11 protein-coding genes are annotated in these 13,331 nt (G+C 67.4%); 2 read left to right on the top strand and 9 right to left on the bottom strand.

The window, feature by feature from the left end:
* Positions 1 to 79 precede the first annotated feature (79 nt).
* Complete coding sequence (locus D7Y61_RS16995) at positions 80 to 853, top strand: SDR family oxidoreductase (protein ID WP_180867962.1); 774 nt, start codon at positions 80 to 82, stop codon at positions 851 to 853.
* A 205-nt stretch (positions 854 to 1,058) separates the two neighbouring features.
* On the opposite strand, the gene leuB is transcribed toward D7Y61_RS16995, so the two are convergent.
* The 9 genes from leuB to ilvC form a co-directional block, all read right to left on the bottom strand.
* Positions 1,059 to 2,120 (bottom strand): 3-isopropylmalate dehydrogenase, encoded by a 1,062-nt coding sequence (gene leuB / locus D7Y61_RS17000; protein ID WP_180867963.1) that lies wholly within the window; start codon positions 2,118 to 2,120, stop codon positions 1,059 to 1,061.
* Entirely contained in the window at positions 2,110 to 2,688 is a 579-nt protein-coding gene (leuD, locus tag D7Y61_RS17005) for a 3-isopropylmalate dehydratase small subunit (RefSeq protein WP_180867964.1), read from the bottom strand. The genes leuB and leuD overlap by 11 nt, the downstream gene beginning before the upstream one ends.
* Positions 2,688 to 4,106, bottom strand: coding sequence for a 3-isopropylmalate dehydratase large subunit (gene leuC, locus D7Y61_RS17010; protein ID WP_180867965.1), 1,419 nt, complete (start codon positions 4,104 to 4,106; stop codon positions 2,688 to 2,690). Before leuC ends, leuD begins: the two co-directional genes overlap by 1 nt.
* Before the next feature lie 60 nt (positions 4,107 to 4,166).
* Complete coding sequence (locus D7Y61_RS17015; RefSeq protein ID WP_180867966.1) at positions 4,167 to 4,946, bottom strand: class I SAM-dependent methyltransferase; 780 nt, start codon at positions 4,944 to 4,946, stop codon at positions 4,167 to 4,169.
* Between the two features lie 10 nt (positions 4,947 to 4,956).
* Positions 4,957 to 6,543: a 2-isopropylmalate synthase gene (locus D7Y61_RS17020; protein ID WP_180867968.1), complete on the bottom strand. Its 1,587-nt coding sequence runs from the start codon at positions 6,541 to 6,543 to the stop codon at positions 4,957 to 4,959.
* Positions 6,540 to 7,631: a threonine dehydratase gene (locus D7Y61_RS17025; RefSeq protein WP_180867969.1), complete on the bottom strand. Its 1,092-nt coding sequence runs from the start codon at positions 7,629 to 7,631 to the stop codon at positions 6,540 to 6,542. Before D7Y61_RS17025 ends, D7Y61_RS17020 begins: the two co-directional genes overlap by 4 nt.
* Positions 7,632 to 7,727: 96 nt before the next feature.
* Positions 7,728 to 7,979, bottom strand: coding sequence for an ACT domain-containing protein (locus D7Y61_RS17030; RefSeq protein WP_049428486.1), 252 nt, complete (start codon positions 7,977 to 7,979; stop codon positions 7,728 to 7,730).
* A complete protein-coding gene (gene ilvG, locus D7Y61_RS17035; protein ID WP_180867970.1) occupies positions 7,963 to 9,699 on the bottom strand; it encodes an acetolactate synthase 2 catalytic subunit in 1,737 nt (578 codons plus the stop codon). The genes D7Y61_RS17030 and ilvG overlap by 17 nt, the downstream gene beginning before the upstream one ends.
* 39 nt (positions 9,700 to 9,738) lie before the next feature.
* On the bottom strand, positions 9,739 to 10,713 hold the full coding sequence (ilvC, locus tag D7Y61_RS17040; protein WP_180867971.1) for a ketol-acid reductoisomerase: 975 nt from the start codon (positions 10,711 to 10,713) through the stop codon (positions 9,739 to 9,741).
* A 614-nt stretch (positions 10,714 to 11,327) separates the two neighbouring features.
* Between ilvC and ggt the strand changes: the two genes are divergently transcribed.
* Positions 11,328 to 13,121, top strand: coding sequence for a gamma-glutamyltransferase (gene ggt / locus D7Y61_RS17045; protein WP_258010407.1), 1,794 nt, complete (start codon positions 11,328 to 11,330; stop codon positions 13,119 to 13,121).
* Positions 13,122 to 13,331 lie beyond the last annotated feature (210 nt).

Raw genomic sequence — 13,331 nt, forward strand, 5'->3', positions numbered from 1 at the left:
CTTTATCCGCCTTTTCTGCACGATATCGTCGTCAGGGCAGGGTTGCCACCCCGGGCAGCCCCCTCCCGAGATCGAAGCCATGACCGACCATTCCCTCATGGGCAAGACCGTGCTGATCGCCGGTGGCGCCAAGAACCTGGGTGGGCTGATCGCCCGCGACTTTGCCGCACAAGGTGCCAAGGCCATCGTGGTGCACTACAACAGTGCCGCCAGCCACGCCGACGCCGAAGCCACCGTTGCTGCGGTGCAGGCCGCGGGCAGCAAGGCGGTGGCCCTGCAGGGCGACCTGACGTCGGCCGCAGCGATGGAGCGCTTGTTCGCCGACGCCGTGGCAGCGGTCGGTCGCCCTGACATCGCCATCAACACGGTCGGCAAGGTACTGAAGAAGCCACTGGTGGACATCAGCGAAGCGGAGTACGACGAGATGAGCGCGGTCAACGCCAAGGCGGCGTTCTTCTTCCTCAAGGAAGCCGGCCGCCACGTCAATGACGGTGGTCGCATCTGCACCCTGGTCACCTCGCTGCTGGGTGCGTTCACGCCGTTCTATTCCAGCTATGCCGGTACCAAGGCGCCGGTCGAGCACTTCACCCGCGCGGCGTCGAAGGAGTTCGGCGAGCGCGGCATCTCGGTGACCGCGATCGGGCCGGGCCCGATGGACACGCCGTTCTTCTACCCGGCCGAGAGTGCCGATGCGCAGGCGTATCACAAGACTGCTGCGGCGCTGTCGGCATTCACCCGCACCGGCCTGACCGACATCGCCGACATCGTGCCGTGGATCCGCTTCCTGGTGACCGACGGCTGGTGGATGACCGGGCAGACGATTCTGGTCAATGGTGGGTACACCACCAAGTAAGGCAGCCACGCATGGCGTGGCTCTACCATCCTGGTAGGTGCCAACCTTGGTTGGCACGGGCTGCGGCATCCGCGCATGGCGTGGATCTACCGCTTCGGTAGGTACCAACCTTGGTTGGCACGGGTTTGGGCATCTACGCATGGCGTGGATCTACCGGTAGAGCCACCCCATGGGTGGCTGCGCGCAATATCCGAAGAAGGCCGGATCAGGCCAGCTTGGCCAGCACCGCGTCGGTGGCGGCTGCCGTGCTCACGGCCTGGCCTTTTGCGGCCAGGTCGGCGGTGAACACGCCGTCGTCCAGCACCGCATGCACGGCTGCTTCGACGGCGGCGGCTTCCGCTTCCAGCCCCAGCGAATGGCGCAGCAGCATCGCCGCGCTGAAGATCGTCGCGTAGGGGTTGGCGATGCCCTTGCCGGCGATGTCCGGCGCCGAGCCATGGATGGGTTCGTAGATGCCCACCGCGCCCGGCTCACCCAGCGAGGCCGACGGCAGCAGGCCCAGCGAACCCGCCAGCATCGAGGCCTCATCGGTGAGGATGTCGCCGAACATGTTCTCGGTCACGATCACGTCGTACTCGCGCGGCTTGGCCAGCAGGTGCATGGCCATCGAGTCGACCAGCTGGTGCTCCAGCGCAACGTCCGGGAATTCCTCGCGGCCGATGCGCGCGGCCACGTCACGCCACAGGCGCGAGGTCTCCAGCACGTTGGCCTTGTCCACCGAGGTGACCTTGCCGCGACGCTGCTGCGCCAGGCGGAAGGCACTGCGCAGCACGCGCTCGATTTCGGCCACGGTGTAGCGGCACAGGTCGCTGGCGCTGTCGGCGTCGCGGGTCTTGTCGCCGAAGTAGATGCCGCCGGTCAGTTCGCGCACCACCACGAAGTCCACGCCCTGCAGCAGCTCGGCTTTGATCGGCGAAGCATGCAGCGCGGCTTCGTGGGTGCGCACCGGGCGCAGGTTGGCGTACAGGCCCAGCGCCTTGCGGATCGCCAGCAGGCCCTGTTCGGGGCGCACCTTGGCGTTCGGGTCGGACCACTTCGGACCACCGACCGCGCCCAGCAGCACCGCATTGGCGGCCTGGCAGGCGGCCAGCGTCGAGGCAGGCAGCGGTTCGCCATGGCGGTCGATGGCGGCGCCACCGATATCGTGCTCGCTGAAGGTGAAGGTGTGGTTGAAGCGGTCGGCGACGGACTTCAGGACGGCGACTGCCGCGGCGGCCACTTCCGGGCCGATGCCATCACCGGGCAGGACAACAATATCAGCGTGCATGCTCACTCTCGTAACGTTCGATTTCAGGGACACGGCCCAACAGATACCCCAACTGATCGACACCTTCCAGCAGGCAGGTCTGCGAGAAGCCGTCCAGCGGGAAGGAATAGACGCGGCCATCGGGGGTGCGCAGCTCGCGCGCGGCTACGTCGATGGTCAGCTCATCGTCCGGGCGCTGCATCAGCACCTGCACGTCGGCCTCGTCCAGCACGATCGGCAGCAGGCCGTTCTTCAGCGAATTGCCACGGAAGATGTCGGCGATCTCGCTGCTGACGATGGCGCGCAGGCCGAGGTCGGTCAGCGCCCACGGTGCATGCTCGCGCGAGGAGCCGCAGCCGAAGTTGCGGCCGGCCAGCAGGATGCTGCGGCCGGCGTTGTGGGGCTGGTTGAAGGCAAAGTCGGCCACCGGCGAACCATCGGCCTGCCAGCGCCAGTCATTGAAGGCGTTGCGGCCCAGGCCGGCACGTTCGGTGGTGGACAGGAACCGCGCCGGAATGATCTGGTCGGTGTCGATGTTGGTTTGGCGCAGCACCACGCTGGCCGAGGTCAGAGTGCGGAAACCGGCCATCACGCCACCTCCTGTGCAAACAGTTCGCGGGTATCGGCAACGTGCCCGTTCACGGCGGCCCACGCCGCGCTCATCGGCGACGCCAGCAGCGTGCGCGAACCGGGGCCCTGGCGGCCCTCGAAATTGCGGTTGCTGGTGCTCACCGCCAGCTGCCCGGGCGCGACCAGATCACCGTTCATGGCGATGCACATCGAGCAGCCCGGCTCGCGCCATTCGGCACCGGCCGCGCGCACGATTTCGTGGATGCCTTCGGCCTCGGCCTCGCGCTTGACGATCTCCGAGCCCGGTACCACCAGCATGCGTACCCGTTCGGCGACATGACGGCCACGCAGCACCTGCGCCACTTCGCGCATGTCGCTCAGGCGACCATTGGTACACGAACCGACGAACACCACGTCCACCGGCGTACCGGCCAGCGCCTTGCCCGCTTGGAAGTGCATGTAGTCCAGGCCCTTCTGTGCGGCGGCATCGTTGGCGGCGGGTATCGGTGCATCCACTGCGATGGCGGTGCCCGGATGCGTGCCCCAGGTCAGGGTCGGGCGGATGTCGGCGGCGTCGATGTGCACTTCGCTGTCGAAGCGTGCGCCGTCATCACTGCGCAGCTGCTGCCAGCGTGCGACGGCGGCGTCGAACTCGGCACCCTTGGGGCCACGCGGGGTACTGGCCACGAAGTCGAAGGTGACCTGGTCCGGCGCCACCATGCCGGCACGCGCGCCGGCTTCGATCGACATGTTGCACAGGGTCATGCGCTGTTCCATGTCCATCGCTTCGATGGTGCTGCCACGGAACTCGATCACGTGGCCGGTGCCGCCATTGACGCCGATCACGCCGATGATGTGCAGGACCACATCCTTGGCGCCGACACCGGGCGCCAGCGCGCCATCGACGGTGATCGCAAACGTCTTGGCCTTGCGCTGCAGCAGGCACTGCGTGGCCAGCACGTGGCCGACTTCGCTGGTGCCGATGCCGAACGCCAGCGAGCCGAAGGCACCGTGGGTAGAGGTATGGCTGTCGCCGCAGACGATGGTCATGCCCGGCTGGGTGAAGCCTTGTTCCGGCGCGATCACGTGGACAATGCCGCGGTTGTCCGACGCCATGTCGAACAGCTCGATGCCGTGCTCGGCGCAGTTGCGTGCCAGCGTGGCGACCTGTGCTTCGGAGGCGGCGCTGGCGTAGGGCAGCGTGCCGTCGGCGGCGGCCGGCAGTGTCGGCGTGGAGTGGTCCATCGTCGCTTTGGTGCGGTCCGGCCGGCGTGGCGACAGGCCGCGTTCACGCAGCTCGGTGAAAGCCTGCGGTGAGGTCACCTCGTGGATCAGGTGCAGGTCGATGTACAGCACGGCGGGCGCGCTGTCGGATTCGGGAACCACCACGTGGGCGTCCCACAGTTTGTCGTACAGGGTGCGGGGTGCAGAAGTCATGCGTGTGCCTGGCAGAAGTACGAAGGTGCGGACATCGGGAAAGATAGCGAAAAGGTCATGTCAGCGGCGGCGGGCGAGAACCCGCAGCCGCACGTAGTCGGCCAGCGGCTGGCCGGTGGCGTTGCGCGGCAGATCGGCCAGCAGTGCAGCGGCGGCGTCGCGCACAGTGGCGCGGGCCTCGCTGGGCAGGTCATCCAGCAGCGGCGCGGCGAAGACCCGTAGCCAGCCGGCCACGCCGGTCGGCAGTGCGGTCGGGCGCGGCGTGCATTCGATCAGCTGCACCTGGAAGCCGTGCTGGCGCAGGCGGTCGGCGTAGGTATCTGCGGTTGGGAAGTACCACTGGAAGACGCTGGCGGCATGGCCGTGGGCCACGCGTGCGGCCTGCAGCGCGGCGATGATCGTGGCCACGTTGCCATGGCCGCCGAACTCGGCGACGAAGCGACCACCGGGGCGCAGGGCGCGGCGCACGCCTTCCAGCACCTGGTCGGGGTTGCCCATCCAATGCAGTGCGGCATTGCTGAACACCGCATCGAACTCGCTGTCGAACGACAGCGCATGGCCGTCCATCACCTGCGCGTCGACACCGCGCGCGCGGGCGGCGATCACCAGTTCCGGCGAGGCATCCACACCGTGGATGCGTGCGCCGCTCAGCGTCAGCTCGGTGCTGAGTACGCCATCGCCACAGCCCAGGTCGAGGATGCGCTCACCGGCGCGCGGATCGAGCAGGCGCGCCACCGCGCTGCCGAGCAGCGGCACGAAACCGGCATCGATCGCATAGTCCTGGGCGTTCCACTGCTGGCCAGCGGCGCTGGTCGGGGTGGGGGTGTCGAAGGCGCTCATCTCGGCTTCCTCAGGCGGTGGCGGGGGTGGGAATTTCGGTGCTGCTGTGGGCGGCGGCCTGGCGCTGGCGCAGCAGGCGGTTGGCAACATCCAGCCAGGCCAGCGCGGACGCTTCGATGATGTCCTTGCTGGTGCCGGTACCGTCGTACTCCACGCCCTCGTGGCGCACGCTCAGGTTGGCTTCGCCACGCGCATCGGCGCCGATGCCGACGCTGTGCACGTGGTAGCTGTCCAGCATCAGCTGTACGCCGGTGGCTGCCGACAGCGCGCCGAACAGCGCATCGACCGGGCCGTCGCCCTGCGCGGTCTCGGCCACGCGGTTGCCGTCCGGGTCGGACAGTTCGACCAGCGCGTTGGCACGGCTGCCGACATCGCTGATGGTCATCGACGCCAGGCGGTAGCCCTGTGCGTTGGAACCGCCCTGCATCAGCGTCTGCAGGTCAGCATCCGTGACCACGCGCTGCTGCTCGCACAGGCCCTTGAACTGCTCGAACACCAGCTTCAGCTCGTCTTCGTCCAGCCAGAAGCCCAGCGCACGCAGGCGCGCTTCAACGGCGGCGCGGCCACTGTGGCGGCCCAGCACCATCTGTGAGTCTTCCCAGCCCACATCTTCCGGGCGCATGATTTCGTAGGTGCCACGGTGGCGCAGCATGCCGTGCTGGTGGATGCCCGATTCATGGGCGAACGCGTTGGCGCCGACGATCGCCTTGTTGCGCTGGACCGGCATGCCGACCAGACGCTGCAGCAGCTGCGAGGTGCCGACGATGCGCGGGGTGTTGATCGCGCTGTCCTGCTCGTAGAAGGCCTGGCGCACCTTCAGCACCATCGCGATTTCTTCCAGCGAGCAGTTGCCGGCACGTTCACCGATGCCGTTGATGGTGCACTCGACCTGGCGTGCGCCGCCTTCGATGGCGGCCAGCGAGTTGGCTACGGCCAAGCCCAGGTCGTTGTGGCAATGCGCACTGAAGATCACGTTGGCGGCATTCGGCACGTCGGCGACGCCGGCAATGACCTGCTGGAACATCGCACGGATTTCTTCCGGCGTGGTGAAGCCGACGGTGTCGGGCAGGTTGATGGTGGTGGCGCCGGCGGCGATCGCCACGCGCGAGACTTCGATCAGGTAATCCAGCTCGGTACGGGTGGCATCCTCGGCCGAGAATTCGACATCATCGATGTAGGAACGCGCCAGCGCTACGTGCTTGCGTACCGACTCCAGTACCTGCTCTCGGGTCATGCGCAGCTTGTGCTCGCGGTGCAGCGGGCTGGTCGACAGGAACACGTGCAGGCGCGGACTGGCAGCCGCTTCCAGGGCCCGTGCGGAAGTTTCGATGTCGGCCTGCAGGCAGCGCGACAGCACCGCCAGGCTCAGGCTGGGGCGGCGCAGTTCGCGGCCGATCAGTGCCATTGCCTCGCGGTCGGACTGCGAGCTGGCCGGGAAGCCGGTCTCGATGATGTCCACGCCCAGTTCGTCCAGCGCACGCGCCATCACCAGCTTCTGCGGCGGGCTCATGCTGCAGCCGGGGGACTGCTCGCCGTCACGCAGGGTGGTGTCGAAGATGCGGATGCGCGGGATGGTAATTCGTTCGATGGTGGTCACAGGGAAATCTCCTCGACAGCGGGCGTTGCGGCTTGCAGGTGGGAAGGGGAAGAAGTGGGGGAGGACGGCGCGCTGGCCCTGGCGGGCGAGCGGGGTGTTTCGCTGCGCCGTCGCCGCGGTTTGCGTGGCGGTCGCGGACGGATGTCGGTGAGCAGGCCGGCCAGTACGCCGGCATCGATGTTGCCGCCGGAGACCACCGCGCACTTGCGGCGGCCGGCGACGCGGCGGCCCGCGGCCAGTGCCAACGCACCGGCGCCCTCGGCGATGATGTGTTCTTCCAGCGCCAGCCGCACCAGGGTTTCGCGCAGCTCGGCTTCGCGCACGATCACCACGTCGTCCAGCAGCGATGTGCACAAGCGGCGGGTCAGGAAGCCGGGGATCTTCACCCGCACGCCGTCGGCCAACGAGGCAACGGGGACGATCTCGCGGACATCGCCACGGATCGCGCGTGCCATGGAATCCACCCCCTCAACCTGTGCGCCAACCACGCGCACGCCCTGTGATTTCAGCGCCAGGGCCACGCCGGAGGCCAGTCCACCACCACCGATCGGTACGATCACCACGTCCGGTGCGTGTGCGGCCAGCTCGATGCCGACCGTACCCTGACCGGCGATCACGTCGGCATCGTCGAACGCGGAGAGGAAGCGGTAGCCGTGGCGCTGCGCGAGTTGGACCGCGAAGGCGTAGGCCTCGTCGTAGCTGTTGCCATGCTGGCGCACGGTGGCGCCCCAATGCGCGACGCCGGCAATCTTGGTTGCCGGCGCACCATGCGGCATCACCGTGATGGCCGGTACGTCCAGGCGGTACGCGGCCCAGGCCACGCCCTGGGCGTGGTTGCCGGCCGAGGCGCAGATCACCGGCCGGGTGTCACCGCGCTCGCGACCGGCCAGCAGCGCATTCAATGCGCCGCGTACCTTGTAGGATCCGGTGCGCTGCAGGTTCTCCAGCTTCAGCCAGGTGCCGAAGCGCTCGGCATGGTGCAGCGGGGTGGGTGGCAGGAAACGGCGCAGGCGGGCCTGCGCGGCCAGAACGTCGGCAACGCTTACGTCGCCGACATCGCTTTCCTGGCTGGCATCAGCGGCCGGCATGGGCCACCAGCGCGGTGCGGTCGACCGCCGCATGCGGGCACGGGCGACGAAGAAGACGCCTCCGTACCGGCACCGTAGTCACTACGGTACGGGTGTTCATGGCGATACTCCTTCCACGGCGGTGACCTGCACGGACACGCAGTCGTAGATCTTCTCGATCTGCCGGCACAGCGTTTCCGCCGGGCGCTGGCCATCGACGACCAGCTGCAGGTGCCAGCGGCCATCGTCGGCGGCCACCGGCGCACCGCTGATCGCGCGCGGCGCGAAGCCGCGACGCTCGGCCATGCCGATCACGCGCAGCAGCGCGCCTTCGGCCGGGTGCAGCACCAGGTCAAGCCGGTAGTGCATTGGGGGTCTCCTGGCGGGCATGGGCGGGGTTGCTTTCCAGCATCGTGCTGTTGGCGGTGTTCGGCGGCACCAGCGGCCACACGTTGGCGCGCGCATCGATGGCTACGTGCAGCAGGGCCGGGCCGGGTTCGGCCAGCAGCGCGGCCAGGCCGCCTTCCACGTCGTCGCGGTTGTCGATGCGGGTGGCGGCGATGCCGAACACCTGCGCCAGTGCCACGAAGTCGGGGTTGTCGGACAGGTCGATTTCGCTGTAACGCTCGGCGAAGAACAGTTCCTGCCACTGTCGCACCATGCCCAGCGAACTGTTGTCCAGCAGCACGATCTTCACCGGCAGGCGGCAGCGGGCGATGGTCGCCAGCTCCTGCACGTTCATCATGAAGCTGCCATCACCGGACACCAGCACCACTGTGCGCTCGGGGCAGGCGAACTGCGCGCCCATCGCTGCCGGCAGGCCGAAGCCCATGGTGCCCAACGCGCCACTGGTCAGGTGGTTGCGCGGGTGGTTGAAGCGGCAGTGCTGGGCCACCCACATCTGGTGCTGGCCAACGTCGCAGGCGATCACCGCATCGGCCGGGGCCAGCTCGCTCAAGCGTTTCAGCAGGGCCGGCGCGTAGATGTGCTGGCCCGGTGCGTCATAGCGCGCAGCGAAACGATCACGATGCTGTGCACAGCGCTTGCGCCATGTGTCCTGGTGGGCCTTGGGGGAGGGGAAGGCCGCATGCAGGGCACGGATGGCATGGCCGACATTGCCCGGCACGGCAACATCGGCGCTGCGCAGCTTGCAGATCTCGTAGGCGTCGGCGTCGATGTGGACGACGCGGGCGAACGGTGCGAACTCGGCCAGCTTGCCGGTGGCACGGTCATCGAAGCGCGCACCCAACACCAGCAGCAGGTCGCTTTCCTGCACTGCCATGTTGGCCGCGCGGGTGCCGTGCATGCCCAGCATGCCCAACGACTGCGGATGATGCGCTGGCAACGCACCCAGGCCGCGCAGGGTCATCACGGTGGGAATCGCGCTGGCTTCAACGAAGTCGCGCAGGTCCTGCACCGCATCACCCAGCGCGATGCCACCACCGGCGTAGATCACTGGCTTCTCGGCCGCCGCCAGCGCCGCAATGGCCTCGGCGATGGCCGTGTCGGCGGGTGCCGGCGGCGGTTCGATGCTGCTCGGCACGTGCACCGGCAGATGGCTGGCATCGGCCAGTTGCACGTCCTTGGGCAGGTCGATCAGCACCGGGCCGGGGCGGCCCTCGCGGGCGATGCGGAAGGCATCGGCCACCACGCGCGGCAGGTCATCGATGCTGCGCACCAGCCAGCTGTGCTTGACGATCGGCATCGTCAGGCCGAACACATCCAGTTCCTGGAAGGCGTCGGTGCCCAGCAGCGGCGTGCCGACCTGGCCGGTGATGCAGACCATCGGCACCGAATCCAGCATCGCGTCGGCAATGCCGGTGACCAGGTTCGAGGCGCCCGGGCCGGAGGTGGCCACGCAGACGCCCACCTGGTTGCTGGCGCGGGCGAAGCCGTTGGCGGCCAGCGCCGCGCCCTGCTCATGGCGTACCAGGATGTGCTTCAGCGACGAATCCACCAGTGCATCGTAGAACGGCATGATGGTGCCACCGGGATAGCCGAACAGCGTGCGGACGCCTTCGGCTTCCAGCGCCTGGGTCAGCCAGCGCGCGCCATTCGGCGGTGCGCTGCGGTGTGTGGAAGAGTTCATGGGGGAACCTTGCAGAGCGGGTGGGGGAGGGCCGCGTGGTTACGCGGCCTGTCCTTGCAACCAGACCATCTTGGCGCGCAGTTCCTTGCCCACTTTTTCGATCGGGTGCTCCAGATCGGCCTGCTTGAACTTGTTGTAGTTCGGCAGGCCCGCTTCGTACTCGGCCACCCAGTTCTTGGTGAAAGTGCCGTCCTGGATGTCCTTCAGGACTTCCTTCATGCGCTCTTTGGTGCCGGCGTCGATCACTCGCGGGCCACTGACGTAGTCGCCGTACTGCGCGGTTTCCGAAATGAATTCCAGCATGCGCGAGATGCCGCCTTCGTAGAACAGATCCACGATCAGCTTCAGCTCGTGCAGCACTTCGTAGTAGGCGATCTCCGGCTGGTAGCCGGCTTCGACCAGGGTCTCGAAACCGGCCTGCACCAGTGCCGAGGCACCGCCACACAGCACGGCCTGCTCGCCGAACAGATCGGTCTCGGTTTCTTCCTTGAAGGTGGTCTGGATCAGGTTGGCACGGGCACCGCCGAGGCCGGCCGCATAGGCCTGCGCATGCTGCGCGGCCTTGCCGCTGATGTCCTGGTAGACCGCCCAGATGCACGGCACGCCACGGCCGATCTCGTACTCACGGCGCACCAGCGCGCCAGGGCCCTTCGGCGCCACCAGCACCACGTCCAGATCGGGGCGCGGATCGATCATGCCGTAATGCACGTTCAGGCCATGCGCGAACAGCAGGCATGCGCCCTGTTTCATGTTCGGCGCCAGCACGTCGTTGTAGAGCTTTTTCTGCACCATGTCCGGGGTCAGTACGGCGACCAGGTCGGCGTCCTTCACCGCTTCGGCGGGCGCGATCACGGTGAAGCCATCGGCCTGTGCCTTGGCTTCGGTCGGGCCACCTGGGCGCAGGCCTACCACCACGTCGAAACCGGATTCGCGCAGGTTCAGTGCGTGGGCGCGGCCCTGGCTGCCGTAGCCGATGACGGCGATCTTGGTCTGGGGCAGGTCGTTGGTGCTCATGGGGGAGGTTCCTTGCGGTGGGAAGAAAAAAGAACGGCCGGTCGTCGAGGTGACGTGCCGGCCGGTCAGGGGAAAGCGGTGGGGGAGGCGCCATGCATCGCACGCGAACACCCGCCACGAGGCGTCGTGGTGGTGTGGGTCCGGGTTTTGAAGTTGGCGGTATGCATGGTGGTTGCGTCTGAAACCAGGTCCTGAAATGAAAAAACCCGCACCTGGGCGGGTGCGGGTTTTGAAGAGTTCCGGTGTGTTTGTTGCTTACACGCTGGCTCGTCCCGCACCTGTGGGTTGGGTAATAAGTACGAGCACAAGAATCGAACGCAGCGAGGCGGCGCCGGTGTCGGCGGCTTCGATGTGGGTTCGCGGTGGCGTGTTGTGATGCAACATGTGATCGAGAGAAACACAGCCGTTTCGGCGGTGTCAACCCTGGCGACGGATTTTTTTTCGGTTTCCGCTGCATCCAGCGCAATCGCTTGCGGCACAAGGATGGTTGCCGCTGAAAGTGTTTCGGTGAACCCGAATTCAGTCTTTTCAGCCTGTTTTCTGCGCGGATTCCGGGCTGTTTTCGCCTTGGTGGGTGCGGACCTGGGTCCGCATCCACCGAAAGACCATCGCCCATGACCTCTGCCCGATACCGCGTGAAGGCCACAGCGGCGAAGATCGGGCAACCACCCTTCCATCGGAACCCGACCGTGTCCCGACGCCTTGCCCGTTCCCTGCTCGCCGCCGCCGTGCTCGCCGCCGTGCCTGCACTGTCTTTCGCCGCCGACCGCATCACAGGCCAGACCTTCGCCACCCGTTCGGAGGTGATCGCCCCGCACGCGATGGCCGCCACCTCGCAGCCGCTGGCCACCCAGATCGCGCTGGACGTGATGAAGGGCGGCGGTTCGGCGGTGGACGCGGCGATTGCCGCCAACGCCGCGCTCGGCCTGATGGAACCCACCGGCAATGGCATCGGTGGCGATCTGTTCGCCATCGTCTGGGACCCGAAGACGCAGAAGCTCTACGGCTACAACGGCTCGGGCCGCTCGCCGAAATCGCTCACTCTTGCCGAGTTCCAGCGCCGTGGCCTGAAGGACATCCCGGCCACGGGCCCGCTGCCGGTGTCGGTGCCGGGCGCGGTCGATGGCTGGTTCGCACTGCACGACCGTTTCGGTCGCATGCCGATGGCCGACAACCTGGCGCCCGCCATCCGTTACGCACGCGAAGGGCACCCGGTGGCCGAAGTGATCGCCTACTACTGGGATCGCTCGGTGCCCAAGCTGTCGCAGTACCCGGGCTTCAAGGAGCAGTTCACGATCAACGGCCACGCCCCGCGCAAGGGTGAGATGTGGAAGAACCCGAACCTGGCCAGCACCCTGCAGAAGATTGCAGATGGTGGCCGCGATGCCTTCTACAAGGGCGAGATCGCCCACACCATCGGCGATTACTTCAAGGCCAACGGCGGTTACCTGAGCTATCAGGACATGGCCGACCACCACGGTGAATGGGTCGAGCCGGTCAGCAGCAACTACCGTGGCTACGACGTATGGGAGCTGCCACCGAACAGCCAGGGCATCGCTGCGCTGCAGATCCTCAACGTGCTGGAAGGCTACGACTTCTCGAAGATCCCGTTTGGCTCACCCGAGCACGTGCACCTGTTCGTTGAAGCGAAGAAGCTGGCCTTCGCCGACCGCGCACGCTTCTACGCCGATATGGCGTTCCAGCCGGCACCGGTGCAGAGACTGATATCCAAGGAGTACGCGGCGCAGCGCCGCGCGCTGATCTCGATGGACAAGGCGCTGAAGGAAGTGCAGCCGGGCACGCCGAAGCAGTTGGAGGAGGGCGACACGATCTACATGACCGTGGCCGACGCGGACGGCATGATGGTCTCGCTGATCCAGTCCAACTACCGCGGCATGGGCAGTGGCATGGCGCCGCCGGGACTGGGCTTCATCCTGCAGGACCGCGGCGAGATGTTCGTGCTGCAGAAGAACCATCCCAACGGCTACGCACCGGGCAAGCGCCCGTTCCAGACCATCATCCCGGCGTTCATCACCAAGGGCGGCAAGCCGTACGCCAGCTTCGGCGTGATGGGCGGCGCGATGCAGCCGCAGGGCCATGCGCAGATCGTGATGAACCTGGTGGACTTCGGTATGAACCTGCAGGAAGCCGGCGATGCGCCGCGCATCCAGCATGAAGGTTCCACCGAGCCGACCGGGCAGGCCACGGCGATGACCGACGGTGGCGAAGTGAATCTGGAAACCGGCTTCCCGTACGAGACGGTGCGCGCGCTGATGCGCAAGGGGCATCGCATCGTGTTCGCCGACGGCCCGTATGGTGGGTATCAGGCGATCATGCGCGATCCGGAAACGGGCGTGTATTACGGCGCGTCGGAGAGTCGCAAGGATGGGCAGGCGGCGGGGTATTGAGGTTTCCCGGCCACCGGGCTGAGCCCCCTCTGCGGTGGGTTCCGGAAAGCGGAATCATGTGATTGGGCCGGGGGGGGGGGGGGGGGGGGGGGGGGSSGGGGGSGGGGGGGGGGGGGGGGGGGGGGGGGGGGGGGGGGSGGGGGGGGGGGGGGGGGGGGGGGGGGGGGGGGGGGGGGGCGGGGGGGGGGGGGGGGGGGGGGGGGGGGGGGG

Source organism: Stenotrophomonas maltophilia, from assembly GCF_013464485.1.
GTDB classification, from domain to species: domain Bacteria; phylum Pseudomonadota; class Gammaproteobacteria; order Xanthomonadales; family Xanthomonadaceae; genus Stenotrophomonas; species Stenotrophomonas maltophilia_AW.

What these genes read in the sequence shown, in the direction of transcription:
- leuC (WP_180867965.1), bottom strand. Translation starts at nt 4,106, where the DNA reads ATGACTTCTGCACCCCGCACCCTGTACGACAAACTGTGGGACGCCCAC.
- D7Y61_RS17030 (WP_049428486.1), bottom strand. Translation starts at nt 7,979, where the DNA reads ATGCACTACCGGCTTGACCTGGTGCTGCACCCGGCCGAAGGCGCGCTG.
- D7Y61_RS16995 (WP_180867962.1), top strand. Translation starts at nt 80, where the DNA reads ATGACCGACCATTCCCTCATGGGCAAGACCGTGCTGATCGCCGGTGGC.
- D7Y61_RS17015 (WP_180867966.1), bottom strand. Translation starts at nt 4,946, where the DNA reads ATGAGCGCCTTCGACACCCCCACCCCGACCAGCGCCGCTGGCCAGCAG.
- leuD (WP_180867964.1), bottom strand. Translation starts at nt 2,688, where the DNA reads ATGGCCGGTTTCCGCACTCTGACCTCGGCCAGCGTGGTGCTGCGCCAA.
- D7Y61_RS17025 (WP_180867969.1), bottom strand. Translation starts at nt 7,631, where the DNA reads ATGCCGGCCGCTGATGCCAGCCAGGAAAGCGATGTCGGCGACGTAAGC.
- ilvG (WP_180867970.1), bottom strand. Translation starts at nt 9,699, where the DNA reads ATGAACTCTTCCACACACCGCAGCGCACCGCCGAATGGCGCGCGCTGG.
- ggt (WP_258010407.1), top strand. Translation starts at nt 11,328, where the DNA reads ATGACCTCTGCCCGATACCGCGTGAAGGCCACAGCGGCGAAGATCGGG.
- ilvC (WP_180867971.1), bottom strand. Translation starts at nt 10,713, where the DNA reads ATGAGCACCAACGACCTGCCCCAGACCAAGATCGCCGTCATCGGCTAC.
- leuB (WP_180867963.1), bottom strand. Translation starts at nt 2,120, where the DNA reads ATGCACGCTGATATTGTTGTCCTGCCCGGTGATGGCATCGGCCCGGAA.